This is a genomic window from Pseudomonas sp. PKS (genome assembly GCF_051913525.1).
GTDB classification, from domain to species: domain Bacteria; phylum Pseudomonadota; class Gammaproteobacteria; order Pseudomonadales; family Pseudomonadaceae; genus Aquipseudomonas; species Aquipseudomonas guariconensis_D.
In genome coordinates this window covers 1-25680 of sequence record NZ_JBEGDO010000031.1, presented here as the reverse complement: position 1 = coordinate 25680, position 25680 = coordinate 1, and the positions used below count along the sequence as shown (strand labels likewise).

20 protein-coding genes are annotated in these 25680 nt (G+C 63.7%); 12 read left to right on the top strand and 8 right to left on the bottom strand.

Features of this window, described 5'->3' with window-relative positions:
• Positions 1–49 precede the first annotated feature (49 nt).
• The 3 genes from ABOA88_RS22360 to ABOA88_RS22350 all read right to left on the bottom strand — a co-directional run bounded on the left by ABOA88_RS22360 (position 50) and on the right by ABOA88_RS22350 (position 6630).
• Complete coding sequence (locus ABOA88_RS22360) at positions 50–4537, bottom strand: NEL-type E3 ubiquitin ligase domain-containing protein (protein WP_367852127.1); 4488 nt, start codon at positions 4535–4537, stop codon at positions 50–52.
• A 69-nt stretch (positions 4538–4606) separates the two neighbouring features.
• Entirely contained in the window at positions 4607–5638 is a 1032-nt protein-coding gene (locus tag ABOA88_RS22355; RefSeq protein ID WP_367852128.1) for an AraC family transcriptional regulator, read from the bottom strand.
• Positions 5639–5766: 128 nt separating this feature from the next.
• A complete protein-coding gene (locus tag ABOA88_RS22350) occupies positions 5767–6630 on the bottom strand; it encodes a LysR substrate-binding domain-containing protein (RefSeq protein ID WP_196171131.1) in 864 nt (287 codons plus the stop codon).
• Positions 6631–6743: 113 nt separating this feature from the next.
• Between ABOA88_RS22350 and ABOA88_RS22345 the strand changes: the two genes are divergently transcribed.
• Together ABOA88_RS22345 and phnX are read left to right on the top strand one after the other, a co-directional pair.
• Positions 6744–7850 (top strand): 2-aminoethylphosphonate--pyruvate transaminase, encoded by a 1107-nt coding sequence (locus ABOA88_RS22345; protein WP_367852129.1) that lies wholly within the window; start codon positions 6744–6746, stop codon positions 7848–7850.
• Between the two features lie 37 nt (positions 7851–7887).
• On the top strand, positions 7888–8715 hold the full coding sequence (phnX, locus tag ABOA88_RS22340; protein WP_043214125.1) for a phosphonoacetaldehyde hydrolase: 828 nt from the start codon (positions 7888–7890) through the stop codon (positions 8713–8715).
• Between the two features lie 100 nt (positions 8716–8815).
• Here the strand turns inward: phnX and chrR are convergent, their stop codons facing one another.
• The gene (gene chrR, locus ABOA88_RS22335; RefSeq protein ID WP_043214127.1) at positions 8816–9373 is read right to left on the bottom strand and encodes a class I chromate reductase ChrR; all 558 of its coding nucleotides are present in this window, start codon (positions 9371–9373) and stop codon (positions 8816–8818) included.
• Positions 9374–9526: 153 nt separating this feature from the next.
• On the opposite strand from chrR, the gene ABOA88_RS22330 reads away from it, so the two are divergent.
• Positions 9527–9745 (top strand): hypothetical protein, encoded by a 219-nt coding sequence (locus ABOA88_RS22330; RefSeq protein WP_196171133.1) that lies wholly within the window; start codon positions 9527–9529, stop codon positions 9743–9745.
• On the opposite strand, the gene ABOA88_RS22325 is transcribed toward ABOA88_RS22330, so the two are convergent.
• From ABOA88_RS22325 to ABOA88_RS22310, 4 genes are all read right to left on the bottom strand, one after another.
• Positions 9729–11990: an Orn/Lys/Arg decarboxylase N-terminal domain-containing protein gene (locus ABOA88_RS22325; protein WP_196171134.1), complete on the bottom strand. Its 2262-nt coding sequence runs from the start codon at positions 11988–11990 to the stop codon at positions 9729–9731. The genes ABOA88_RS22330 and ABOA88_RS22325 overlap by 17 nt on opposite strands.
• Before the next feature lie 130 nt (positions 11991–12120).
• Entirely contained in the window at positions 12121–12897 is a 777-nt protein-coding gene (gene dnaQ, locus ABOA88_RS22320) for a DNA polymerase III subunit epsilon (protein WP_196171135.1), read from the bottom strand.
• 166 nt (positions 12898–13063) lie between these two features.
• Complete coding sequence (gene rnhA, locus ABOA88_RS22315) at positions 13064–13510, bottom strand: ribonuclease HI (RefSeq protein WP_070092842.1); 447 nt, start codon at positions 13508–13510, stop codon at positions 13064–13066.
• A 39-nt stretch (positions 13511–13549) separates the two neighbouring features.
• On the bottom strand, positions 13550–14308 hold the full coding sequence (locus ABOA88_RS22310; protein WP_367852130.1) for a class I SAM-dependent methyltransferase: 759 nt from the start codon (positions 14306–14308) through the stop codon (positions 13550–13552).
• An 82-nt stretch (positions 14309–14390) separates the two neighbouring features.
• On the opposite strand from ABOA88_RS22310, the gene gloB reads away from it, so the two are divergent.
• The 9 genes from gloB to ABOA88_RS22265 all read left to right on the top strand — a co-directional run.
• The gene (gene gloB, locus ABOA88_RS22305; RefSeq protein ID WP_367852131.1) at positions 14391–15158 is read left to right on the top strand and encodes a hydroxyacylglutathione hydrolase; all 768 of its coding nucleotides are present in this window, start codon (positions 14391–14393) and stop codon (positions 15156–15158) included.
• A gap of 100 nt (positions 15159–15258) precedes the next feature.
• Positions 15259–16686, top strand: a complete 1428-nt coding sequence (locus ABOA88_RS22300) for a lytic transglycosylase domain-containing protein (protein WP_196171138.1) — start codon at positions 15259–15261, stop codon at positions 16684–16686.
• A gap of 167 nt (positions 16687–16853) precedes the next feature.
• Entirely contained in the window at positions 16854–18686 is a 1833-nt protein-coding gene (locus ABOA88_RS22295) for an extracellular solute-binding protein (RefSeq protein WP_230388068.1), read from the top strand.
• Complete coding sequence (locus ABOA88_RS22290; RefSeq protein WP_367852132.1) at positions 18683–20530, top strand: extracellular solute-binding protein; 1848 nt, start codon at positions 18683–18685, stop codon at positions 20528–20530. The genes ABOA88_RS22295 and ABOA88_RS22290 overlap by 4 nt, the downstream gene beginning before the upstream one ends.
• Before the next feature lies 1 nt (position 20531).
• A complete protein-coding gene (locus ABOA88_RS22285) occupies positions 20532–21605 on the top strand; it encodes a microcin C ABC transporter permease YejB (protein ID WP_043214147.1) in 1074 nt (357 codons plus the stop codon).
• A gap of 1 nt (position 21606) precedes the next feature.
• Positions 21607–22626, top strand: coding sequence for an ABC transporter permease (locus tag ABOA88_RS22280; RefSeq protein ID WP_043214149.1), 1020 nt, complete (start codon positions 21607–21609; stop codon positions 22624–22626).
• 1 nt (position 22627) lies between these two features.
• Positions 22628–24226 carry an ABC transporter ATP-binding protein gene (locus tag ABOA88_RS22275; protein ID WP_196171141.1) on the top strand — a complete coding sequence of 533 codons (1599 nt, stop codon included), beginning with the start codon at positions 22628–22630 and terminating at the stop codon, positions 24224–24226.
• Between the two features lie 294 nt (positions 24227–24520).
• Positions 24521–25276, top strand: coding sequence for a histidine utilization repressor (gene hutC, locus ABOA88_RS22270; RefSeq protein WP_328329737.1), 756 nt, complete (start codon positions 24521–24523; stop codon positions 25274–25276).
• A gap of 322 nt (positions 25277–25598) precedes the next feature.
• Positions 25599–25680, top strand: an 82-nt coding sequence (locus tag ABOA88_RS22265) for a hypothetical protein (protein ID WP_440127988.1), incomplete at its 3' end; no start/stop codon positions are given.

Here is a 25680-nt window from a genome sequence, read left to right as displayed (position 1 = left end):
GCAATGGCCAAAGCTGTCAATCTGGATGACCGGTTTGGCCGTTGTGCCCTCAGGCCTGATCGAGGGCCTGCGACTCGAGGATTTCATAGGTCAACTGATCGACCCTCTGCTGCACCGCCGCCTCTCGCGCCTTCTGCAAACGCTCCCATCGTTCGGTGTATTCCTGACTGGACAGCCCGGTACGCGCCTCGTCGAGCTCGGTGCCCCGGGCCTCGAAGGACGCGTTCAGGCCGGCAAAGGCCGCCGGATGACGGGCTTGTATGTAGTCGCACCAGAAGAGCCGCCCGCCCAGGTTCTCGACCAGCGCCTGGTTGGTTTCCGCGGCCTGGACAGTGCGCAAGGCTTCCTGCAACTGGGCTTGGCTGACGTTGGCCAGGTTCATGAAACGCATCAAACGCGGCTGAAAAGGCAACTCCAGTGTCTGGGCCAGGCGCACCCGATAGAACAAGTTGATCTCGATGGCATCGACGACCTGCCCTGCCGCCACCCGCTGGGCGATGTCCTGGGAGGCGACACGCTCCACCTGATCCAGCCGGAACAGCTGGCGGCCCAACTTCAGTAGCTCTTCGCCGGCGTCCTCAATACCCGCGCGGTTCTCCACCTCGACCACTTGCCGGTGCACCAATAGGTCACTGAACTGACGGGCAACGCTGTCAGTGCAACTGCGCGGCTGATTGGCCCAGGTATACAGACGGTCGCGCAGGGTCTGGTTGTTGGCCAGAAAACCGATGAGGTCCCAGACTTGCTCGGCCAGCTCGGCTGGCGCGTTTTGGTAGTCCGCTGTGCGTTGCAGTCTGCCCAACAGTTCGAACAAGCCACTGCTTTCAGGGTCGCCGCCAAGGCTGTCCCATTGCGCCTGACGGCCCTGACGCAGTTCGGCCTCACTCTCTTGCAACCACCGATCACGGGTGGTGGTCGGCTCCAACACCTCGATGTCCAGCGGGTCATGGGGCAAATGATCGATGTCCAGAGCGACCAGGCGAGCCAACTCCACGGCCGGCAGCGGGTTGCCCTCGATGATGAACGCCATCCGATGCGCCAAAGGCATGTGCAGCGTCTCGGTCGGAACACTGGTGATCAGGTTGTCACGCAGATCCACGTAAGTGAGCCGTTCGCACAACTCGAGGCCCGACGGCCAGGTAGCCAGGCTGCAGCGGCGCAGGCGTAACTGATCCAGCCTTGGGAGATGGTTCCAGCGCATCTCCTGCGCCCCCAGTGGATTGAAGCTCAGGTCCAGCACCTGAAGATCGGGCAGTGTCGTGAGAATAGCGATGCCGGCGGCATCGAGCCGAATGCCGTTGCGCGCCAGCTGCAGGCTGCGCAGTTCGGACAGATACCCCAAGCCTTGGGGCAGACGGCGCAGGCGGTTGTCCGCCAGGTTCAATCGCCGTAAGAAACCGAAGCAGCGCAGGAACGGGGTAGGCACCTGCTCAAGGTCCATGCTCGACAGCGTCAACTCCGTCACGTGCGAGAACTCGACCTCCGTGGGTATCTCAGGCAGCGCTTGCGATGAAAAACCACTCAGGTCCAGGCGCATGCCTTGGGGCTGCCCATCTTCCCCGGTCACCGACTCCCCCTGCAGCCGCCAGCACTGGCGCAGCCGCTGCCCCAGATGCTGGCGCAATGTGCGCCTGGATGCGCTTGCTTCGGACGATACCCATCGATTGAGCGCCTCGTCGAGCTGGGCATACTGGCTTTCCTGGACCAGCAACACCTCGAACGGCGAGCCCGGCGTACTGAGCAATTGCGCAAGAAACGCCTCGACCCGCTCATCATCGAACTGCGGGTACAGGCTGCGAATACGTATTCGCAAGGTGTCCTGCGCACGCTGGCGTAGCGCGCCGCGGCCGCTGAGCGGATAGCCGAGCCGGCCATCGGCCAGGCGCTGGGGCAAATTGAACGACGCTGCATGCTCCGGCCAACTGAGCAGTTGCAACAGTCCTTTATGCGTCGTCGGCAGGCGACGCTGAACCAGTAAACGCAAGGCCTGCGGCACATCGTCGATGGCCAAGCCCAACCGGGCGGCCTGTTCAGGCGTCAGCGTGGCGCTGACCGCCTCGAAGATCCCGCCCGGCTCGGCGACGTCTGTTTCCAGTTCACGCCCATGGTAGTCATAGAGACGGAACCGGCCCTTCTTGCGCACCAGCAACGTCCGGGCCTCGTCACGCCTGGCAGTGGGCACGATCACGGCCAAGCGGGGGCCGGTATCGGAACCTTCGCGCAGTTCCAGGTTTACATCCTGTGGCCAGTTGGGCACACGCGAGAGCACGGCCAACACCAATTCACCACACAGGTCACTGTCGGCATGGGGCAGGTAGACCCCTTCCAGTGCTCGCGCCAACCGAGCTTGCTGATTGAGCACACGCGCCCTGCGCGCCAGCGCCAGAGGCACTCGGGACTCAGCCAGCGCCAGGCTACGCTGGACCGCGGACACATCGCTGATCGCGTCCTGAGCATAGGCCTCCGGTAATCCGGGAAAATCCCTCTTCAGCAGGGTGCGCAACGCATCGTCGGCCAGGGTCTCCTGGCTCAGGTGCTGGAGCAGTTGCTCGCGTAGCAGCGCCTGGTCATCCAGCAGCTTTTCACGTCGGGCCGTCGGGCTCAGCGTCTGCAGTTCAGGTCGGGCATCGCACCATGCCTGGATTTGCGCCTCGCCCTCGGTACCGGCCTCTAGGTGATCGAAGAACGCCTCGATTCGCCCATGGGCCTCGAAACGCCGCAAGGTGCTGCGCAGCCGCACCGGCAGTGGGCGATTGTCGACCAGCAGTGCGCGCAGCTCGGTCTGCTCCATCACCGCGATGCGCAGAATCTGCTCGGCGTGCTCGGCGTCCAGCGGCTCGGGCATCGGCCACAAGGTGTCGAGCATGTGCGCGCTGTCGCTCCACTCCAGCGGGTTATCCTGGCGCAGGCGCCAGCAACGCTCGCCATTGGTCTCGACGATCGGGCCAAACGCGTCCTGGCGCTCAGGATGACGCAGACGCCAGGGGCCGTCCGATACCGGCCGATGTACCTCGTAGTAGCGTTGCCCGCGGCGCAGCCAGCGCCGCTCGCCCGTGCCACAGAGCCCATCCGACGCAGGCTGGAGTTCGTCCGGCGAACACTCATAGACACTCAGGTCGTTGTTCCAGAGCCGGGTCCTGCCATCCTCGACCGTCACCGGTTCCAGCGCATCGACGAAGGCACTGCGTTCGAACCCAGTGGCCACGGCATGGGCACCGACGGCCACCACGCCGGCCACCGCCAGGTTTTCTGCAACACCCAGCATATGGCCGAGCGCCTCGTGTTGGTGACCGCGCTGCCAGTCCACCGCCCCTTCGAACACATGGGCCAATGTCTGCGCCACGAACTGCCCCAGCAGCACCGCGCCGACAGCAGGCACGAATATCCCGGCCAAATTGACCAGGCCAAGCCCCGCCTCCTTCCATGCCTGTAGCCTGGCCTTGCTGGCCTGGTGGTCCACCTCGGCGGTGGGCACCAGCAACAGGCGAGCATCGGCTTTCAGACGCTCGGCCTGGCGCTGCACAAGGCCATCGAACACGTCACCCGTCACCGGTTCGCCTTCGACCTGCAGATCAGGCTGGGCGTCGGCCAGGCGCCGCTTGAGCAGTGCCAGCCATTCTGGCCGCTGACCAAGCGCGATCCGTTGGCTGAACGATTGTTGATACTCAGGTCGCTTCAGGGACTCGGCCAGGGCCAGGTTCAACGCCGCGTGGGAAGAGAAATGACGCATCCCATGCTCCGGGTCACCGCCCAGATAGAGCACCTGCCCCACATCCTCGCCCTTGCTGCTGCGCAGTTGCACCAGCAACCCGTCCACCAGAGGCTGCCCGAGCACCGTCAGCAAGCCGGGGTAAGCGAGGGTCTGCTCGCCCTGCTCGCTGCGGGCGTCCACCATCCGCTCCAAGGCTGCCTGCGCGGCGCTGTCCAGCTGTCCTTCCAGTCCAGCGACAGCGGCCGCAAGCTTCAGACCTACGCGCTTTTCGCCAGCCAGGGCGGTGCAAGTGGATGGGTCGAATACCTTGTTCAACAAAGCCTGATAGCCAGCACCGGCGTCCAGCGCGCGACATTGCCGGACCAGCTCGGTGAGGTCCGGTGTAAGTACGGTGTCTTTGCCCTCGGCCACCAAACCACTGCCGTCGAAGAACCGGGCGCCCTCGGTAAAGTTCTGCATCAGCCTCAGCAAACCGGGATGGCGACGCTCATCGGGCGTGTAATCCAGCCAACCGTTGCTCAATGGAACCTGCAGACTGGGCAGGATCTCGCGCCATTGCAGCTTATCGGGGGCCGGCGTGGTGGGCAGCAGCGGGCGCAGTTTTTCCTCCGCATACGCCTGGAGCCCGACTAGGGCTTCGGTCGCCTTGCTCACCTTGGCCTGACTGGCCTTCAGCGCCTTGTAATGCGTCCGAAGCGCGCTGATCTGCCCAGGCGTGCCCTGCTCCAACCAAGCAGGCAATCGCTTGATGATGAAGTCATCGGTAGCCGTGGCCAGCTTGGCTTTTTTTGCCGCGTCCAAGGGTGATTTGTCGCGCTTTGTCATGGTGAACCCTTCGTGTCGAAAGGCGCCACCTTGGCGACAGGCCGTCTCGCGCGGCAGACGGAAATCCGCCTAGGGCAGGGCCTTGGCCGGGCCGGACGCTCCGATCAGCTCGCGATAATGCCCTGGGTTGCACCCAAACCACTTGCGAAACGCCTTGTAGAACGAGCTGCTGTCGGCAAACCCTAGGCGCTCGGCGATGGTGCCCAGCCCCACCTCGCAATCGGCCAGCCATTGGATCGCCAATTGACGCCGCACGCTGTCCTTGAGGCCCTGGTAGGTCTGCCCTTCCTCGGCCAGGCGACGGCGCAGCGTCGAAGCAGACAGGCACAGCTGACGTGCCAACGTTTCGGCATCTGGCCAGGACGCCGGGTCCAAGGCCAGCAGGTCGTGACGAATGCGCCGTGCCAGGCTGGCCGGGTCGCGGTACTTGACGAGGATGTTGCCCGGTGCCTCGGCCAGAAAACGCTGCAGCTCTTCTGCTGTGCGCTTGAGCGGCACATCCAGGCAGTCGGCGGCGATGATCATGCGCGTGCGTGGTCGGTCGAACTGCAGGTTCTCCGAGAACATCACCCGGTAGTCATCGCAAAACGGCGGCTCGGCGCAGCGCAGGTCGATGGCCAGGATCGGGATGCGTCGCCCGGCCAGCCAGCAGGCCACGCCATGGACGATCATCCAGAAAGTGAAGTAGGTAAAGGCACGGCGAGGGGTTTCCCGCGGCTCGTTGATGACGATCTCGGCCAGGCTCTGCTGACGCACCAGGCTCGGCTGAAGGTCCTCGAGCATCAACGACAGAAAGGCCAGGGCCGTCTCCAGACCTGCGCCCAGGGTGGGCTGTGCCATGCTCGCCCGGCACAGGAAGGCCAGGCTGCCGCTGCGCAGGCCGCGCGGGTCCATGGCGAAGAATTCATCATTGCAGCGGCGCGCCAGCAAGCGCCAGAGCCGGGCGTAGGCTTCGGCGCTGACCCGTGCCTGGGGCAGGTCGAACTCGCTGGCATCGATGCCAGCCCGGGCCAGCAAGGGCGCATCGGCCTGCCCGGCTGGGCAGGTCTGCAACAGCGCCTCGCGCACCAACTGCATGGAAATGGTGTCTTTATCGCTCATTGGCCATCCAGCGCCTGTGTTGTTTCAGCCGGCCATCTTAGGCCCGTGGGGGAAAAACGCCAGCGCCATACAAGGGGCTTGCTCCTGCCGACGGTTTCGCGGGTAAACCCGCTAAGCAGCAAGCTGCTTCAAAGGCTCGCGGCCAACCCCAGGAACGCCTGGATCAGCCGCAACTCCCGGCGCCGCTCCAGGCAGCCGATCATGTGCCGGTTGACCAGCCCTTCCCCGGCCAATGGCCTGGCCACCACCCGAGGGTCGTGGGCCACCTCCATCGACGAGACGATACCAAAGCCCAACTCGGCCGCCACCGCCTCGGTGACCGCCTCGCGGCTGTCCAGCTCCAGCAACACCCGAGGCTGCACCTTGGCAGCGCTGCAAGCCTGGTCGAAGGTGCGCCGGGTCATGGAGCTGGGTTCGCGCAGCACCATGATCTGACGGTCCAGCTCCGCCAGAGGCAACTCGCCCTCGCCTGCTGCCCAGGGGTGGCTGACCGGCAGCAGCACGCACAGCCGCGAGTCCCCCAGGCTTTGCAAGTACAGGCCCTTGCGCGGCTCAACCTCGGTGAGCACTGCCACGTCCGCATGCTCCGACAATAGCGCCGCCAAGGTCTCTTGGGCATTGCCCAGGCGCAGGTTGACGGTGATGCCCGGGTAGCGCGCCCGCAGCATGCCAAGCATCGGCATCACCCGGTGCGGGCCATCGGCCGCGACCTCCAGGCGCCCAGTGAGCAATTGCCGATTGGCCTCGAGCATCGCCTGGGCCTCTTCGGCCAGGCTGAACATCGCCCGGGTGATGGCCGCCAGGCGCGTGCCCTCCTCGGTCAATTCCACCCGTCGCGCGGTCCGGCGCAACAACGTGATTTGGTAATGCTCCTCCAGCGCCTTGACGTGTCCGGTCACCGCCGGCTGGCTGATGAACAGGCGCGCCGCGGCGCGGGTGAAGCTGCCTTCGCGGGCCACGGCATCGAAGGCACGCAGTTGGAACAGGTTCATAGCTATCGGCCTTACTTATGGCTGGCATAACGACAAACAATTTGATTGATAACTCGGCAAATTGCAATTTAGGCCCCATACGTTTCAGCCCACCGCTTGTGAGGAATACCGGAATGAGCAACGCCCCGATCCTGCTGACCCCTGGCCCACTGACCACCTCGTCCCGCACCCGCCAAGCCATGCTGGTGGACTGGGGCTCCTGGGACCGCGACTTCAACCAGCTGACCGCCAGCCTGTGCGAACAACTGCTGGCCATCGTCAACGGCGCGGCCACCCACCACTGCGTCCCCCTGCAAGGCAGCGGCACCTTCGCCGTGGAGGCCGCCATCGGCACCCTGGTGCCACGCGACGGCAAGGTGCTGGTGCTGATCAACGGTGCCTACGGCCAGCGCCTGGCCAAGATCTGCAAGGTCCTGGGCCGTGCCTACAGCACCTTCGAGACCGCCGAGGACCAACCGACCACCGCCGCCGATGTCGACCGCCTGCTGGCCGCCGACCCGGCTGTCACCCACGTGGCCCTGATCCACTGCGAAACCAGCACCGGCATCCTCAACCCACTGCCCGAGATCGCCCAGGTGGTCAAACGCCACGGCAAGCGCCTGATCATCGACGCCATGAGCTCCTTCGGGGCCTTGCCGATCGACGCCACGCAAGTACCGTTCGAGGCCCTGATCGCCGCCTCCGGCAAGTGCCTTGAAGGCGTACCAGGGATGGGCTTCGTCTTCGCCGAGAAAAACGCCCTGGCCGCGTCCGAAGGCAACTGCCACTCGCTGGCCATGGACCTGCAAGACCAGCAGGCGTACATGGCCAAGACTGGCCAATGGCGCTTCACCCCGCCCACTCACGTGGTGGCGGCGTTGCATGAAGCCCTGGTGCAATACAACGAGGAAGGCGGCCTGCCGGCTCGTCACCAACGCTACGCCGACAACTGCAAGACCCTGCTCGAAGGCATGGCCAAGCTCGGCCTGCGCAGCTTCCTGCCCGCCGAGATCCAGGCGCCGATCATCGTCACCTTCCATGCCCCGCGGGATGCTCGCTACCAGTTCAAGGACTTCTACGAGCGCGTCAAGGCCAAGGGCTTCATCCTCTACCCGGGCAAGCTGACCCAGGTGGAAACCTTCCGCGTCGGCTGCATCGGCGTGGTGGGCGCCGAGGGCATGCAAGCTGCCGTCGATGCCGTGGCCCAGGTGCTGCGGGAAATGGAAGTGCTGGACATCTAATTCAACGACCGACCCTTTTCTTCAGGAACCCGCGCACATGAACTACAGCAACCCAACCCAGCTGCAAGCCGCCATCCTCGACTGGGCCGGTACCGTGGTCGATTTCGGCTCCTTCGCCCCGACCCAGATCTTCGTCGAAGCCTTCGCCGAATTCGATGTCCAGGTGTCCATCGAAGAAGCCCGCGGCCCGATGGGCATGGGCAAATGGGATCACATCCGTACCCTGTGCGATGTGCCCGAGATCGCCGAGCGCTACCGCAAGGTGTTCGGCCGTACGCCGACCGACGACGACGTCACCGCCATCTATGAGCGCTTCATGCCCCTGCAGATCGAGAAGATCGCCGTGCACTCGGCGCTGATCCCAGGCGCCCTGGACACCCTGACAGGCCTGCGCAAGGACGGCCTGAAGATCGGCTCCTGCTCCGGGTACCCGAAAGTGGTGATGGACAAGGTGGTGGAGCTGGCCAAGCAGAATGGGTATGTCGCCGACCATGTGGTGGCCACCGACGAAACCCCGAACGGCCGTCCGTGGCCGGCCCAGGCCCTTGCCAACGTGATTGCCTTGGGTATCGATGATGTCGCTGCCTGCGTCAAGGTCGACGACACCGTACCAGGCATACTCGAAGGCCGCCGCGCCGGCATGTGGACTGTCGCCCTGGTCTGTTCGGGCAACGCCCTGGGCCTGACCTGGGAGGGCTACCGCGCCCTGAGCGCCGAGAAGCTCGAAAGCGAGCGCAAGCGCATCCACGCGATGTTCGAAAGCTCCCGCCCGCACTACCTGATCGACACCATCAACGAGTTGCCAGAGGTCATCGCCGACATCAACCGTCGCCTGGCCAAAGGTGAAATGCCGCAGGCCTCGTAAGCCTGAGGTGCCATTCACGGACAAACCCGCGCTTACAAGGCTGTGCGTCCCTTGTAAGCGCGGGCTTGTCCGCGAATGGGTCGGTTCAGTCGACCAGATGTCAGACCGCGCGGTTGAGCTTCACCCAGGCCGCGAACTTGTCGATGAAGGCCTGCAGGAACGGCCGGGTCTTGTCATTGAGCTTGCCCGAGTCCTCGAACAGGCTCGCCGCCCCCCCGAGGTAGGCCTCCGGCATCTGCATGCAGGGCATGTCCAGGAACACCAGCGACTGACGCACTGCATGGTTGGCCCCGAACCCGCCAATCGCGCCCGGCGATACGCTCACCACCGCTGCCGGCTTGCCGCTCCAGGCGCTCTGCCCATAGGGACGCGAGCCCACATCGATGGCGTTCTTCAGGCCTCCTGGCACCGAGCGGTTGTATTCAGGAGTGACGAACAGCACCGCATCGCTTCGCCGAATCTCGTCGCGAAAACGCTTCCAGGCCTCTGGCGCATTGGCCTCGACATCCTCGTTGTACAGCGGCAAGTCGCCGATCTCGACGATCTTCAGGGCAAGGCTGGACGGTGCCAGCTCCCCGAGGGCCCGGGCCACCTTGCGGTTGTAGGAATCCTTGCGCAAGCTGCCGACGACGACCGCTACCGAATAGACCTGGCTCATGGTGGTGTGCAACCTCTGTTGGTTGGGGAAGTTGTAGTTATAGATGACCGTACCCATCCACCGGAGTTTTTTTCCCAAAAGCGGAAAACTTCCCGCCCGTTTCACGGGTCTATGCCTGCAGATATTTCGGAAATTTCAGAGGTTTTCTCTCAAATGGCAGCAATCCTGGTCGGTCAATTCCACGCACGCGACGCCGAAGGCCGCATCTATCCCGTGCATGAGTTCCAGGAGTCCACACTCCAGGCCGACGGCAGCCCCCTCGGCGCGCCAATCGTCACCTACCGGCTGCCCGTCGGCGACCGGGTCAATCACCTGGGTGAAGACCGCTTCGAACTGGCCCGCACTGGCGTCGAGCTCATTCGCATTCCTTGATGCAATCGACCGTGTAGACCGGCCCCTGGCCAGCGTCTTCGCATTGCAAGCCATGGACATCGGCGACAAAACCCGGAAAACCGCTATTGAAGGCCCGGGCGAAGGCCAGATAGTCGATGATTGCCCGCGTGGGGTCGGTAAAACGCTCCCCCGGCATGATCAAGGGGATGCCCGGTGGATACGGCACCAGCATGACCGCCGAGACGCGCCCCAGCAGTGCCTCGATCGGCACGGCCTCCACCTCTGCCCGCACCAGTTGGTCATAGGCCTGGGCTGGGCTCATGGCCATCTCCGGCAAACGGGTGAACAGCCGCTTGAGCTGCTTGGCCGTGGCATTGGCCCGGTAGCAGTCATGCAGTTGCTCGCACAGGTCGCGCAGCCCCAGGCCCTGATAGCGTGAAGGCGCCACTGCCATCACGCTGGGCAGACAAAGGCTCAGCGGTGTGTTGCCATCGTAGTGGCGTTTGAACTCCAGAAGCTCGGTGAGCAAGGTGCTCCACTTGCCCTTGGTAATACCCATGGAGAACAACACCAGGAAGCTGTACAACCCGGTCTTCTCCACCACCAGCCCACGCTCCCACAGAAACTTGCTCACCACCGCCGCCGGAATGCCGTGCTCGCCCAAAGCACCGCCGGCCGTGAGCCCCGGCATCACCAGCGTGACCTTCAGCGGGTCCAGCAGCACGTAGTCCTGCTCCACCTCACCGAAGCCGTGCCACTCGGCGCCCGGCTGCAACAGCCAGTCCTGCGCCGCCAGGCGGTGGATCCCTTCGGCGGCGGGCGGCTGCCAGATGCTGAACCACCAGTCATCGGCGGCGATGTGCTCGCGCAGGTTGGCCAGGGCGCGACGAAAGCTCAGGGCTTCGTCGAACATCTCCTGCAACAGCGAACGCCCGGCCGGGCCTTCCATCATGCTCGAGGCCACATCCAGGGAGGCGAGGATGCTGTACTGCGGCGAGGTGGAGATGTGCATCATGAAGGCTTCGTTGAAGCGGTCCCGGTCCAGTTGCCGCTGGCTGCCGTCCTGGACGTGGATCATCGACGCCTGGCTGAACGCTGCCAGCAGCTTGTGGGTGGAATGGGTGCTGAAGACCAGCGGGCTGTCGTCGCCGCGCGCGGTGCCCATGGCATAGCGCCCGGCAAAGAACTCATGGAAAGCGGCATAGGCGAACCAGGCTTCGTCGAAATGCAGCACCTCGACACTGGCACCGAGCTCCTGCTTGATGAGCCCTGCGTGATAGCACAACCCGTCATAGGTGGAGTTGGTCACCACAGCCAGGCGGATGCGCGACCCTCGCCCCCGCGCCAGGGGGTTGGCCTTGATTTTCGCCTGGATCGAAGCCGCGCTGAATTCGCTCAACGGGATCGGACCGATGATGCCCAGCTCGTTGCGCTCCGGGCACAGGTAGATCGGGATGGCGCCGGTCATGATGATGGCATGAACCACCGACTTGTGGCAGTTGCGATCCACCAGGACCAAGTCGTCGCGACCGACCATGGCATGCCAGACGATCTTGTTGGCGGTGGAAGTGCCGTTGATCACGAAGAAGGTGTGGTCGGCGCCGAAGTTACGCGCGGCCCGGGCTTCAGCCTCGGCCAAAGGGCCTGTGTGGTCGAGCAGCGAGCCGAGCTCGGGCACCGAGACCGAAAGGTCCGAGCGCAAGGTGTTTTCCCCGAAGAACTGATGGAACGCCTGCCCCACCGGGCTCTTGCGGTAGGCCACCCCGCCGCCATGGCCGGGCGTGTGCCAGGAATAGTTCGATTGCGCGGTGTGCTGCACCAGGGCCTTGAAGAACGGCGGCAGCAAGCCGTCGAGGTAATTGTGGGCGGCGCGGGCGACCTGGCGGGCAAGAAAGGGGACGGTGTCTTCGAACAGGTAGAGGATGCCGCGCAACTGGTTGAGCTCGCTCATGGCTTCAGCCGGGGCATACTCGAGGGTGACCTGTTCACCGAGCGCGAAGATCGGCAAGTCTGGCGCACGTTGTCGCGCCAGACGGATCAACTCAGCCATGCTTTGCAACAGATGAGCGTCCTCGCCAACGCCTTCGGCGGCGATCAGCATGCAGGCCAGGCCGTGGTGAGTCGCCGCTACCAGCCTGGCTTCAGCCTGGTCGGCGGCGGCCAGGATGGCGAAACCGTCCTGGGCCAACTCCTCGGCAATGCCGCGCACGCGTTCACCGGCGACACTGTCGGCCTTGATCGCGCGATGGACGATGAGGATGGGGAACTTGAGGTCCTTGTACATCGGCAACTACTCCCTTCGCAGGACAGGTCCGTCCTTTCAGGGTAGAAGCTGGCCGATCAGGCTGCGCATCTTTCTGCGGGCGCTGGCGACGACTGCGAAAGGGCCGCAGAGCGGCCCCGGCATCAGCCAATCAGCTGGCGGCAGGCTCCGTCAGGACCTGCCACATCGATGGCGCCCCCGCCGATTTGGCGATCGCTGCCAGGCGCTCGGCATGTGCTTCGAGCTCCTCGGCGCTGGCCATGATGACCCGCCCCGGCTGACGCCCGACGATGCGGCGGATCTCGCTACCGGTACCGCCCTCGCCGGACTCGTCGCCGTCCGCACCATGGGCGGCCAGCGACAGGCTGGTCTGGCCACCGGTCATCGCCAGGTAGACGTCGGCCAGCAGTTCGGAGTCGAGCAGTGCGCCGTGCAGTTCACGACCGGAGTTGTCGATGCCGTAGCGTTTGCACAACGCATCGAGGCTGTTGCGCTGGCCTGGGTGCCGCGCCCGCGCCAACATCAGGGTGTCGATGACGGTGCAGTATTGGGAAACATCGGTGCGCTCATGCTGGCCCAGCAGGGCGAACTCGTTGTTGATGAAGCCAACGTCGAACGCCGCGTTGTGGATGACCAGGTGCGCGCCTTTGATGTACTCGAAGAACTCTTCGGCGACATCGGCAAATCGCGGTTTGCCGACCAGGAAGGCATCAGTGATGCCGTGCACCCCGATCGCGCCTTCGTCACTCTCGCGGTCCGGTTGCAGATAGACGTGGAAGTTGCGCCCGGTCAGGCGCCGGCCGATGACCTCGACGCACCCGATCTCGATGATCCGGTGGCCTTCGGTGACCGGCATGCCGGTGGTTTCGGTATCGAGGACGACGTACCGGTTGACTTGCTGCTCCACGCGGGTGGCTCCAACTTGCATCAGGACAAAGCCGGGGATTGTACCCCAAACGACAGCATGGGGGGCTACGTCAGGTGAACCCGCTACCACCTATCAACACAGGTTCTGTGGGAGCGGGTTTACCCGCGAAAAGGCCACCGCAGCGCAAGACATCGCTCCCCGCTGCAGTACCCCCTGGATAGAGGACTCAGCGCTTGGCACGCACTTCGTCGACACCGCGGTTGGCCAGTTGGTCGGCACGCTCGTTGCCAGGGTGGCCGATGTGGCCACGTACCCACTTCCAGGTCACCTTGTGACGGTTGACCTGCTCGTCGAGCTGCTGCCAGAGGTCGGCGTTTTTCACCGGTTCCTTGGCCGCCGTTTTCCAACCGCGCTTCTTCCAGTTGGCCATCCACTCGTTGATGCCTTTCATCACGTATTGCGAATCGGTAGTGAGCACCACCTCGCATTCACGCTTGAGTGCCATCAGCCCCTGGATCGCCGCCATCAGTTCCATGCGGTTGTTGGTGGTTTCGCGCTCGCCGCCCCACAGCTCCTTCTCGACGCCTTTGTAAACCATCAGCACACCCCAGCCGCCGGGGCCAGGGTTGCCCTTGCAGGCACCATCGGTGTAGATCTCGACGCTCTCGCTCATGTACCGCCTTTTCGCTCTGTGATATCGACCGCAGGCCCCTCAGGGTTCACTGTGGCGACGATTGACCTTGGCCAGCGGCAACGGCAGCAGTTTGCCCATGGGTTCGCGGCGTTCCAGGCGCAGCGGCCGCAGGCCGACCACCATCTTGCGCGCCACCACCAGGTAGACCCCGCCGCCAGCAGTCTGCCAACCACCGGCCATGCGCTCCCAACCAGCTAGGCGCTGTTGCCAGGCCGGCGAGGCAAGCGGCGGACGATAGCACCCGAAGCGGCGTTTCTCCAGCGCGAAGCCCAGCAGGTTGAGCCAGTCGCCAAGACGCGACGGCGAGATGCAACGGGCCTTGCGCAACGCCCCGTGGCTGAAGAAATGGCGAACGCCCCAACTGCTCCAGGGATTGATCCCGACGATCAGCAGATGCCCGCCCGGGCGCACGGCACTGGCGGCCTCGCGCAGCAGGCCATGGGGCGAGAGACTGAAATCCAGGCCATGCTGCAGCACCACCACGTCGGCGGCATGCTCGGAAAGCGGCCAGGCCTGTTCTTCACAGACGATGTCCACCCCCGGCAAGGGCGCGCCAAGACGCACATTGCGCTGCACCTGAGGGGCACTGGGCGGTGGCTCGGCACAGGGGCCGTAATGCACCAGGAAGCCGCCGAAAAAGCGGCCAAGCTCGTCCTCGAGAAGTTTCTCCTCCTCGTGCAGCATCATTTGCCCCAGCGGCCCCTGGAACCATTCACGGGCCAGGCTCATCAGTTCGATCCAGTCAGGATCGGCCTGGGCAAAGGCTTTGTCGGTCATTGCGTTCTCCCTCGAAGGTTCTCCGTCCGCGCCATCGTGGCTAAGATGCCTTCATGTTCACGCCAGGCGATTCGGTACGCACATGATACAGATCGATGCTCTTCCCGCTTTCTCCGACAATTACATCTGGCTGTTACAGGATACTGCCAAACGCCGCTGCGCGGTGGTCGACCCCGGCGATGCAGCCCCGGTGCAGGCCTGGCTTGCGGCCAACCCCGGCTGGGTACTGGAGGACATCCTGATCACCCACCATCACCACGACCACGTCGGCGGCGTGGAGGCCCTCAAGCAGGCCACCGGCGCCCGCGTCTGCGGCCCGGCCCAGGAGCGCATCCCGGCCCGCGACCTGGCGCTGGACGATGGCGACCGGGTAAAGGTGCTGGGCCTGGACTTCGACATCATCGCCGTGCCCGGCCACACCCTGGGCCATATCGCCTACTACAGCGCGCCGCTGCTGTTCTGCGGCGACACCCTGTTCGCCGCCGGATGCGGTCGCCTGTTCGAAGGCACGCCCGAACAGATGCACCAGTCCCTGTCGCGGCTGGCCGCTCTGCCCGCCGAGACCCGTGTGTACTGCACCCACGAATACACCTTGAGCAACCTGCGTTTCGCCAAGGCCGTGGAGCCGGAAAACCCGCACGTTGCCCAACGATTCGCCGACGTTACCCAGTTGCGGGATGAAAATCGCATCAGCTTGCCCTCGACCATCGGTCTGGAGCGTCTCACCAACCCATTTCTTCGCACGGCTGAAACATCGGTTAAACAAAAAGCAGACGAATGGAAGGGACATTCCAATGCAAGCCAAGCCTCTGTTTTTGCTGCCTTGAGGTCTTGGAAAGACGCTTTCTGATAACCTCAAGATATATCGCAACCCGTTGTCAACGGTTGACCCCGGGGGGACCGGTTTCTAGAATCGCCGAAATTTTTCGCCCGGAAACCTGTCCCAGCCGATGTCTTCCCGTAGCCGCAGAACCTCTCATTCCGTCGCCCTGACGCGTCTGGCCCAAATCAGCGCGCTGGCTTTGGCCGCCACCTTGGTGGGCTGCCAGAGCACCCGTCAGCTCGACGAATCCGACAGCGTTCGCGCAAGCTACCAGGCGCGCGTCAAGCACAAGCCTGCCCCGCTGATGGTCAAGAAAGCCGAGCAAGCCCCCCAGGATGTCTGGGAGCGCATGCGCCAGGGCTTCGCCTTGCAGGATAACATCGACGTCAATCCGCGCATCGAGCAGCAACGCCTGTGGTTCGCCAGCAACCCCTCGTTCCTGGAGAACGCCGGCGAGCGTGGCAGTCTCTATCTGCACTACATCGTCGAGCGCCTCGAAGAGCGCGACATGCCGTTGGAGCTGGCCCTGCTGCCGGCGATCGAAAGCGCCTACAACCCGATGGCCTACTCCCGCGCCCATGCGGTCGGCCTGTGGCAGTTCATCCCCTCGACCGGTCGTCACTTCAACCTGCGCCAAACCAATTTCTACGATGGCCGCCGCGACATCACCGCGTCGACCAACGCCGCGCTCGATTATCTGGGCCGCCTGCACGACATGTTCAACGGCGACTGGCTGCTGGCCCTGGCGGCTTACAACGCCGGCGAAGGCACCGTGAGCCGGGCCATCGAGCGCAACGAGCGCCTGGGCCTGCCCACCGACTACTGGAACCTGCCGCTGCCCCAGGAAACCCGCGACTACGTGCCCAAGTTGCTGGCCCTTTCGCAGGTGGTCATGACCCCGCAAGCCTACGGCGTCAGCCTCAGCCCCATCGCCAACGAACCCTACTTCGAAGCCGTCGCCATCAATGATCGCCTGGACCTGTCGCGGGTTGCGGCGTTCGCCGATATCGACGAGGACGAGCTGATCCAGCTCAATCCGGCCTTCAAGAAGCGCATGACCGTGGACGGTCCCAAGCAGCTACTGGTGCCCACCGCCAAGGCCCAATTGCTGACCGACAGCCTGTCCAACCTCAAGCCTGAGGAACTGGTCAGCCTGCAACCGAACAAGGCCGTGTTCCAGGCCGCTCTGGCCGAGACCAAAGCCCCCGCAGCGACCCGTAGCTACCGGGTCAAGCGTGGCGACAACCTGGGCGCCATCGCCAAGGCCAACCGCGTGTCGGTGAGTGACCTTAAGCGTTGGAACCGCCTCTCGGGCAACCACCTCAAGACCGGCCAAGTGCTCGCCCTGCGCGATGGCAGCTCATCGAGCGGAGCCGCCAACCGTGTCGCGGCCTCCAAGCAGCGCTCCACTCAATACAAAGTCCGCAAGGGCGACTCCCTCTATGCGGTGGCCAAGCGCTTCAACGTCGAGATGAAGCATCTCAAACGCTGGAACCCGCGTAGCGGCCATGCCCTCAAGCCTGGGCAGACGCTGACAGTCTACCTATCGCACTGATCCGATTGCCTTGGGGCCGCTGCGATGGGTTACAAAGCAGCCCCCGAGGACAAATCCAGTCACACTCCCCCGCGCCCAGACCCGCGCCAGACACCCTTTTTCCATCCCAGACAAGCTGTTACTGTAGCCCGACCAACGCCCCACGCTGCCTGGATCGGATCACCGACTTGATACGTCCCCTCCTGTTGCTTTCACTCAGCCTCGCCATGAGCCTTCCCGCTGCCGCAACGGTGAGCGAAAGCCACGGTTATGCGCAGTTCGGCACCCTCAAGTATCCAGCCACCTTCACCCATTTCGACTGGGTCAACCCGCAAGCGCCCAAGGGCGGCACGTTGCGGGCGATGGCGTTCGGCACTTTCGATACGCTCAACCCCTACACGTTCAAGGGCTCGAGCCCGGTCACCACGCCGAATTTCCTGCAGTACGGGGTCAACGAGCTGAACGAGCCGTTGATGGTCGGCACCGGCCAGTACGACCCTTCCGGCGACGAGCCCACCTCCAGCTACGGGCTGATCGCCCGCTCCGTGGAATACAGCGAAGACCGCAGCTGGGTCGTGTTCAACCTGCGCCCCGAGGCGCGCTTCCACGATGGCCACCCCATCACCTCGGCGGATGTAGCGTTCTCCTACCGCACCCTGCTCAAGGAAGGTCATCCGATCTACCGCACCAACCTGCAGGAAGTGCAGCGCGTGGACATTCTCGGCCCACTGCGCATCCGCTTCGTCTTCAAGCGCGCCGGCAACCCGCTTTTGATCCTGCGCCTGGGCGAGATGCCGGTACTGCCCAAGCACTACTGGAAAGGCCGCGACTTCAAGGCCACCACATTCGAACCACCGCTGGGCAGCGGCCCGTACCGCATCACCGAGGTTCAGCCCGGCCGGCGCCTGGTGTTCGAGCGGGTGAAGAACTACTGGGGCAAGCACCTCGCCGTCAATCGCGGCAAGTACAACTTCGACCGTGTCGAGTACGAGTTCTACCGCGACGCCACGGTCGCCTTCGAAGCCTTCAAGGCCGGCGAGTTCGACATCTATATCGAGCATCAGGCCAAGAACTGGGCCAACGGCTACACCTTCCCGGCCATCCGACGCGGCCAGGTGATCAAGGCGCAGATCCCGCACCGCATCCCGACGCAAACCCAGGGGCTGTTCATGAACAGCCGCCGGGCCAACTTCAGCGACCCACGGGTGCGCCAGGCCCTAGGTCTGATGCTCGACTTCGAGTGGACCAACCGCGCGCTGTTCAGCAGTGCCTACCGCCGCTCGACCAGCTACTACCCCAACAGCGAGTTCGCCGCCACCGGCCTGCCCAAGGGCAAGGAGTGGCTGCTGCTGGCGCCGTTCCGTGACGAGCTACCGCCCAAGCTGTTCACCGAACCCTACACGGTCAGCCACACAGACGGGCGCGGCATCAGCCGCCAGACCCTGCGCCAGGCCCTGGCGCTGTTCGCCCAGGCCGGCTGGAAGCTCGACGGCCAGCGTCTGGTCAACGCCAAGGGCCGGCAGTTCCGCATGGAGCTGCTGCTGGTCAACCCGAACCTCGAACGCATCCTTCAGCCCTACGTGGAAAACCTCGCCAGCATGGGCATCGACGCACACCTGCGCACGGTCGACCGTGCCCAGTACAAGCAGCGCCTGGACCAGTTCGACTTCGACATGATCCTCATGACCCTCAACCAGACCCTGAGCCCGGGCCTGGAACAGTGGCTGTACTTCCACTCGAGCCAAGCCTCGGTCAAGGGCAGCAAGAACTACGCTGGAGTGAAGGACCCGGTGGTCGACCACCTGCTCGACACCCTGCTCGCCGCCCGCACCCGCGCCGACCAGGTCGCCGCGGCCCGCGCCCTGGACCGGGTGCTGTCGTGGCAGTACTACATGATTCCCAACTGGTATCTCGACAATCACCGCCTGGCCTACCGCAACCGGTTCGCCTTCGTCGCCACGCCGCCCTACACCCTGGGCCTGAACAGCTGGTGGCTCAAGACTTCGGAGAAAGCCCAATGATGCCAACGCACCCTTTGCGCCTGCTGGCCAGCAGCCTGTTGCTGGCCTGCCTGAGCCTCCCCGCGATGGCCGCGCCGCAGCACGCCTTGACCCTGTATGGCGAGCCGCCCAAATACCCGGCGGACTTCAAGCACTTCGCCTATGTAAACCCTGACGCGCCCAAGGGCGGCACCTTCCGCCAGTCCAGCTTCGGCGGTTTCGACAGCCTCAACCCGTTCATCAACAAGGGCGTGCCAGCCGACGACATCGGCCTGATCTACGACACCCTGATGCGCCAGAGCCTCGATGAGCCCTTCACCGAGTACGGCCTGGTGGCCGAGAAGATCGAAAAGGCCCCCGACAACGGCTGGGTACGCTTCTACCTGCGCCCCGAGGCACGCTTCCACGACGGCCACCCGATGCGCGCCGACGACGTGGTGTTCACTTTCAACACACTGATGAGCAAAGGCGCACCGCTGTACCGCGGCTACTACGCCGACGTCGCCGAGGTGGTCGCCGAAGACCCGCTGCGGGTGCTGTTCAAGTTCAAGCACAAGAACAACCGCGAGCTGCCACTGATCCTCGGCCAGTTGCCGGTGCTGCCCAAGCACTGGTGGGAAGGCCGCGACTTCGAGCGCGGCAACCTGGAGATTCCACTGGGCAGCGGCCCGTACAAAGTCGCCGAGGTCAAGGCTGGGCGCTCGATCCGCTACGAGCGGGTCAAGGACTACTGGGCCAAAGACCTGCCCATCAACCGCGGCTTCTACAACTTCGACGCCATGACCTACGACGCGTATCGAGACAACACCGTCGCACTGGAGGCGCTCAAGGCCGGGCAGTTCGACTATTGGCTGGAAACCAGCGCGAAGAACTGGGCCACCGCCTACGATATCCCGGCGGTGCGTGAAGGCCGGCTGATCCGTGAGCAACTGGCCAACGGCAACCCCACCGGCATGCAGGGTTTCATCTTCAACCTGCGCCGCCCGGTGTTTCAGGACGTGCGGGTACGCGAGGCGCTGAGCCTGCTGCTGGACTACGAATGGACCAACAAGCAGCTGTTCAACGGCGCCTACACCCGTACCGGCAGCTACTTCGAGAACTCCGAGATGGCCGCCAGCGGCCTGCCAGGGCCGGATGAACTGAAGATCCTCGAGCCCCTGCGCGGCAAGATCCCCGAACAAGTCTTCACCCAAGCCTTCCACAACCCGGTCAGCGACGGCAGCGGCATGATCCGCGACCAACAACGCAAGGCCTACAAACTGCTGCAGGAAGCCGGCTGGAAGATCGTCGACGACAAGATGGTCGATGCCCAGGGCAAGCCGGTGTCCCTCGAGTTTCTGCTGGCCCAGACCGAGTTCGAGCGCATCCTGCTGCCGTTCAAGCGCAACCTCGCCGACCTGGGCATCGAGCTGAACATCCGCCGCGTCGACGTCTCCCAATACATCAACCGCCTGCGCTCGCGCGACTTCGACATGATCGTCGGCGGTTACCCGCAATCGAGCTCGCCGGGTAACGAGCAGCGTGAGTTCTGGACCAGCGCCGCCGCCGACAACCCAGGCAGCCGCAACTTCATCGGCCTGCGCGACCCGGCCATCGACCAACTGGTCGAGCAGTTGATCAACGCCGACTCGCGCCAGAGCCTGATCGCCCACACCCGCGCCCTGGACCGCGTGCTGCTGTGGGGCTACTACGTAATCCCCAACTGGCACATCAAGACCTGGCGCGTGGCCTACTGGAACAACATCGGCCACCCCGAGGTGTCGCCCAAATACGACATCGGCATCAACACCTGGTGGATCAAGCCCGGTGCGAAGCCGGCCGAGGCCCAGGCCGAAGAAGCGGCAGCCGCGCAAGAGGCGAACTGACATGCTGGCCTACATCCTGCGTCGCCTGCTGCTGATCATCCCGACCCTGTTCGGCATCCTGATCATCAACTTCATCATCGTCCAGGCTGCTCCCGGCGGCCCGGTGGAACAGATGATCGCCAAGCTCGAAGGCTTCGAAGGCGCCACCAGCCGCATCGCCGGCGGCGGCGCTGAAGTCTCGGTGGCCGGCTCCAACTACCGTGGTGCCCAGGGCCTGGACCCGGCCCTGATCGCCGAAATCGAGCGCATGTACGGCTTCGACAAGTCGGCGCCCGAACGCCTGTGGATCATGATCAAGAACTACGCCCGCCTGGACTTCGGCGAGAGCTTCTTCCGCGATGCCAAGGTCATCGACCTGATCGCCGAGAAGATGCCCGTGTCCATCTCCCTGGGGCTTTGGAGCACGCTGATCATGTACCTGGTGTCGATCCCGCTGGGGATCGCCAAGGCCGTGCGCCATGGCAGCCACTTCGATGTCTGGACCAGCTCGGCGATCATCGTCGGCTACGCCATCCCCGCGTTCCTGTTTGCCATCCTGCTGATCGTGCTGTTCGCCGGCGGAAGCTACTTCGACTGGTTCCCCCTGCGCGGGCTGACTTCCAACAACTTCGACGAGCTCTCCACCAGCGGCAAGATCCTCGATTACTTCTGGCACCTGGTGCTGCCGATCACCGCACTGGTCATCGGCAACTTCGCCACCATGACCCTGCTGACCAAGAACAGCTTCCTCGACGAGATCAACAAGCAATACGTAGTCACCGCCAAGGCCAAGGGCTTGAGCCGCTCGCGGGTGCTGTACGGGCATGTGTTCCGCAACGCCATGCTGCTGGTGATCGCCGGCTTCCCCTCGGCGTTCATCGGTATCTTCTTCACAGGCTCCCTGCTCATCGAGGTGATCTTCTCCCTCGACGGCCTGGGACTGATGAGCTTCGAGGCGGCGATCAACCGCGACTACCCGGTGGTCTTCGGCACCCTGTTCATCTTCACCCTGCTGGGGCTGGTGGTGAAACTGATCGGCGACCTGACCTACACCCTGGTCGACCCCCGCATCGACTTCGCCAGCCGGGAGCATTGACATGGCACTCTCCCCTCTCAATCGCCGACGCTTCGAGCGCTTCAAGGCCAACCGCCGCGGCTGGTGGTCGCTGTGGATCTTCATCGTGCTGTTCGGCCTGAGCCTGGGCGCCGAACTGATCGCCAATGACAAACCCATCGCCGTGCGTTACGAAGGCCAGTGGTACTTCCCCGCCTTCAAGCGCTACCCGGAGACCACCTTCGGCGGCGAATTCCCCCTGGAAGCGAACTACAAGAGCCCCTACATCCGCGAACTGCTCGCGGCCAAGGACAGCTGGGTGCTGTGGGCGCCAATCCCGTTCAGCTACCAGAGCATCAACTACGACCTCAAGGTCCCGGCCCCGGCACCGCCCTCGGCGGACAACTGGCTGGGCACCGACGACCAGGGCCGCGATGTGATGGCGCGGGTCATCTACGGCTTCCGCGTCTCGGTGCTGTTCGCCCTGACCCTGACGGTGCTCAGTTCCATCGTCGGCGTCATCGCCGGCGCCCTGCAGGGCTTCTACGGCGGTTGGGTGGACCTGGCCGGCCAGCGTTTCCTGGAGATCTGGTCGGGCTTGCCGGTGCTGTACCTGTTGATCATCCTCGCCAGCTTCGTGCAGCCCAACTTCTGGTGGCTGCTGGGCATCATGCTGCTGTTCTCGTGGATGAGCCTGGTGGACGTGGTGCGCGCCGAGTTCCTGCGCGGGCGCAACTTGGAATACGTGCGCGCCGCCCGGGCCTTGGGGATGCGCGACGGCCCGATCATGTTCCGGCACATCCTGCCCAATGCCATGATCTCCACCATGACCTTCATGCCGTTCATCCTCACCGGCGCCATCGGCACCCTCACCGCCCTGGACTTCCTCGGCTTCGGCCTGCCACCGGGCGCCCCCTCGCTCGGCGAGCTGGTGGCCCAAGGCAAGTCCAACCTGCAGGCGCCGTGGCTCGGCATCAGCGCCTTCGCCGTGCTGGCGATCATGCTGAGCCTTCTGGTGTTCATCGGCGAATCCGCCCGCGATGCCTTCGACCCGAGGAAATGACATGAGCGAACACAACCTGATCGAAGTGCGCGACCTCTCGGTGGAATTCGTCACCGGCGAACACGTGCATCGCGTGGTCGACGGCATCAGCTTCGACATCCGCAAGGGCGAGACCCTGGCCCTGGTCGGCGAAAGCGGCTCGGGCAAGTCCGTCACCGCGCACTCCATCCTGCGCCTGCTGCCCTACCCCCTGGCCCGCCACCCCAGCGGCAGCATCCGCTACAACGACCAGGACCTGCTGCAGCTCGGTGAGAAGCCCATGCGCCGCATCCGCGGGGACCGCATCGCGATGATCTTCCAGGAGCCGATGACCTCGCTGAACCCGCTGCACACCATCGAAAAGCAGATCAACGAAATCCTCCTGCTGCACAAAGGCCTCACCGGCAAGCAGGCCACTGCCCGCACCCTGGAGCTGCTGGAGATGGTCGGCATCCCGGACCCGCACAAGCGCCTCAAGGCCCTGCCCCACGAGCTGTCCGGCGGCCAGCGCCAACGCGTGATGATCGCCATGGCCCTGGCCAATGAGCCCGAGCTGCTGATTGCCGACGAGCCCACCACCGCGCTCGATGTCACCGTGCAGTTGAAGATCCTCGACCTGCTCAAGGAGCTGCAGGCCCGCCTGGGTATGGCCCTGCTGCTGATCAGCCATGACCTGAACCTCGTGCGACGCATCGCCCACCGCGTGTGCGTGATGCAGTGTGGCCAAATCGTCGAGCAGGCCGACTGCGCCACCCTCTTCCACGCGCCGCAGCATCACTACACGAAAATGCTGATCAACGCCGAACCCAGCGGCGCTCCTGCCCACAACCCCGTGGGTGACCCTCTGCTGGAAGTCGAAGACCTGCGCGTGTGGTTCCCCATCAAGAAAGGCCTGCTGCGCCGCACCGTCGACCACGTCAAAGCCGTTGACGGCATCGACTTCAGCCTGCCCCAGGGCCAGACCCTCGGCATCGTGGGTGAAAGCGGCTCCGGCAAATCCACCCTGGGCCTGGCCATCTTGAGGTTGATCGCCAGCCGCGGCGGCATCCGCTTCCACGGCCAGAACCTCGAAGGCCTCAGCCAGAAAGACGTCCGCCCCCTGCGGCGAGAAATGCAGGTCGTGTTCCAAGACCCCTTCGGCAGCCTCAGCCCGCGCATGTGCGTGGCCGACATCGTCGGCGAAGGCTTACGCATTCACCGCATCGGTACCCCTGCCGAACAGGAAGCCGCGATCATTGCCGCCCTGGAAGAAGTCGGCCTGGACCCCCGCACCCGCCACCGCTACCCCCACGAATTCTCCGGCGGCCAGCGCCAACGCATCGCCATCGCCCGCGCACTGGTGTTGAAGCCTGCGTTGATTCTGCTGGATGAACCCACCTCCGCGCTGGACCGCACGGTGCAGCGGCAGGTGGTGGAGTTGCTGAGGAATCTGCAGCACAAGTACAACCTGACGTACCTGTTCATCAGTCATGACCTGGCGGTGGTGAAGGCGTTGAGTCACCAGTTGATGGTGATCAAGCATGGGCATGTGGTTGAACAGGGGGATGCGCAAGCGATCTTCCATGCGCCGCAGCATGCATATACGAAGCAGTTGTTGGAGGCGGCGTTTTTGGAGGTGTAGGGAGTGGTTGGGGTTTACTGGGACTGTGCGGACCACTGTTGCGCACGGTTTACTCGCTGAATGCAGGAGAGGCCTCGTGAACCCAAGACTGCCCACCAGGTGTATCCTCTCGGGTACGACAGACTGACGATGGCGGCGCATTTTGCGGGGTAAGAGTCCAATGACTGCTATCGCCCCCTAGCAGCCGCTGGTGGAAGAGAGCTTGGGTCACTCTCACCTTGTCGTTCATGGCAAGGACCCTGAAGTAAAGGTTAAACTGCTCGTCAGTTCGCTCCCTATCACCAGGAAAAAACAGTGCCCCAACTTTCTGACGACGATCGTGGATCTTTGGCCGCTTTTGCGCTTGAAAGCCCCGCCCCGCTTTATGCAAGAGTCAAAGACATCATCCTTCAACAGATTCGCACCGGCGTCTGGGGGCCGAACTTCAAGCTTCCCTCCGAGAGTGAGCTCTTCAATCAGCTGGGCGTCAGCCGGATGACCATCAACCGGGCATTGCGCGAGCTCACCATCGAGGGCGTGCTGGTGCGCCTGCAAGGCGTCGGCACTTTCGTAGCGGAAGTCAAAGGACACGCCGCGCTATTTCAGATTCACGATATCGCCGAGGAAATCACCAAGCGTGGTCATCTCCATCGCAGCGACGTGGTTCTGCTCGAGGCGCTGGCAGAACCGCTCCCGGCCTCGCTGCCGTTCTCCCTGGATGAGGTCCAGAACCTGTTCCACTCGGTGCTAGTGCATTACGAAAACGAAATTCCGGTGCAAATCGAGGAACGCTTCGTCAATGCCGACATCGCCCCCGATTATCTCAAGCAGGACTTCACACGTATCACACCTTTTGCCTATTTGATGCAACTCGCGCCGCTGACCGAGGCCGAGCACATGGTGGAGGCCATCCATGCAACACCCGCGCAGTGCAAACTGCTCCACATCAAACGCACCGACCCTTGTCTTCTCATCCGGCGTCGCAGTTGGTCGGGTAAAACGCAAGTTGGGTGCGCTCGTCTGATCTATCCAGGCTCGCGCTACCGCTTGGAAGGTCGTTTCGGCCAGTAATCGCTCTGTCGTCCGGCATGGCCATCGACTGAGTTCGGTCGATGGCCTCTTGCGCCTTCTCGCGCTCAGACGTTGATCCAAAAATTTTTTTTGCCTTCCGTCGCCAAATTTTCCGCTATCTCGCCTCGTTGATCGCTGTTTTTCAAAGTGCAAGCCACTGAAAAACAAGATAATTATTTCTTGCCCCCTGAAGCTGAATCCTTTCCCCTGACCTGAGGAACGTTCGTTTGCCTCATGTTGTATATACAGGTTGATATATGGTTGTATGTATAAGACATCACAACACCCATCCCAGCATTGCACTCACAAGAAGGAAACCGCCATGAAAGCTTCCCGATTCCGCGACACTGAAATCCGCGCCCCGCGTGGCAACAAGCTGACCGCCAAGAGCTGGCTGACCGAAG

What these genes read in the sequence shown, in the direction of transcription:
- ABOA88_RS22325 (WP_196171134.1), bottom strand. Translation starts at nt 11,990, where the DNA reads ATGTACAAGGACCTCAAGTTCCCCATCCTCATCGTCCATCGCGCGATC.
- ABOA88_RS22300 (WP_196171138.1), top strand. Translation starts at nt 15,259, where the DNA reads ATGTCTTCCCGTAGCCGCAGAACCTCTCATTCCGTCGCCCTGACGCGT.
- ABOA88_RS22345 (WP_367852129.1), top strand. Translation starts at nt 6,744, where the DNA reads ATGAGCAACGCCCCGATCCTGCTGACCCCTGGCCCACTGACCACCTCG.
- ABOA88_RS22360 (WP_367852127.1), bottom strand. Translation starts at nt 4,537, where the DNA reads ATGACAAAGCGCGACAAATCACCCTTGGACGCGGCAAAAAAAGCCAAG.
- rnhA (WP_070092842.1), bottom strand. Translation starts at nt 13,510, where the DNA reads ATGAGCGAGAGCGTCGAGATCTACACCGATGGTGCCTGCAAGGGCAAC.
- ABOA88_RS22275 (WP_196171141.1), top strand. Translation starts at nt 22,628, where the DNA reads ATGAGCGAACACAACCTGATCGAAGTGCGCGACCTCTCGGTGGAATTC.
- ABOA88_RS22290 (WP_367852132.1), top strand. Translation starts at nt 18,683, where the DNA reads ATGATGCCAACGCACCCTTTGCGCCTGCTGGCCAGCAGCCTGTTGCTG.
- ABOA88_RS22310 (WP_367852130.1), bottom strand. Translation starts at nt 14,308, where the DNA reads ATGACCGACAAAGCCTTTGCCCAGGCCGATCCTGACTGGATCGAACTG.
- ABOA88_RS22285 (WP_043214147.1), top strand. Translation starts at nt 20,532, where the DNA reads ATGCTGGCCTACATCCTGCGTCGCCTGCTGCTGATCATCCCGACCCTG.
- chrR (WP_043214127.1), bottom strand. Translation starts at nt 9,373, where the DNA reads ATGAGCCAGGTCTATTCGGTAGCGGTCGTCGTCGGCAGCTTGCGCAAG.
- phnX (WP_043214125.1), top strand. Translation starts at nt 7,888, where the DNA reads ATGAACTACAGCAACCCAACCCAGCTGCAAGCCGCCATCCTCGACTGG.
- ABOA88_RS22355 (WP_367852128.1), bottom strand. Translation starts at nt 5,638, where the DNA reads ATGAGCGATAAAGACACCATTTCCATGCAGTTGGTGCGCGAGGCGCTG.
- dnaQ (WP_196171135.1), bottom strand. Translation starts at nt 12,897, where the DNA reads ATGCAAGTTGGAGCCACCCGCGTGGAGCAGCAAGTCAACCGGTACGTC.
- ABOA88_RS22330 (WP_196171133.1), top strand. Translation starts at nt 9,527, where the DNA reads ATGGCAGCAATCCTGGTCGGTCAATTCCACGCACGCGACGCCGAAGGC.
- ABOA88_RS22280 (WP_043214149.1), top strand. Translation starts at nt 21,607, where the DNA reads ATGGCACTCTCCCCTCTCAATCGCCGACGCTTCGAGCGCTTCAAGGCC.
- ABOA88_RS22350 (WP_196171131.1), bottom strand. Translation starts at nt 6,630, where the DNA reads ATGAACCTGTTCCAACTGCGTGCCTTCGATGCCGTGGCCCGCGAAGGC.
- gloB (WP_367852131.1), top strand. Translation starts at nt 14,391, where the DNA reads ATGATACAGATCGATGCTCTTCCCGCTTTCTCCGACAATTACATCTGG.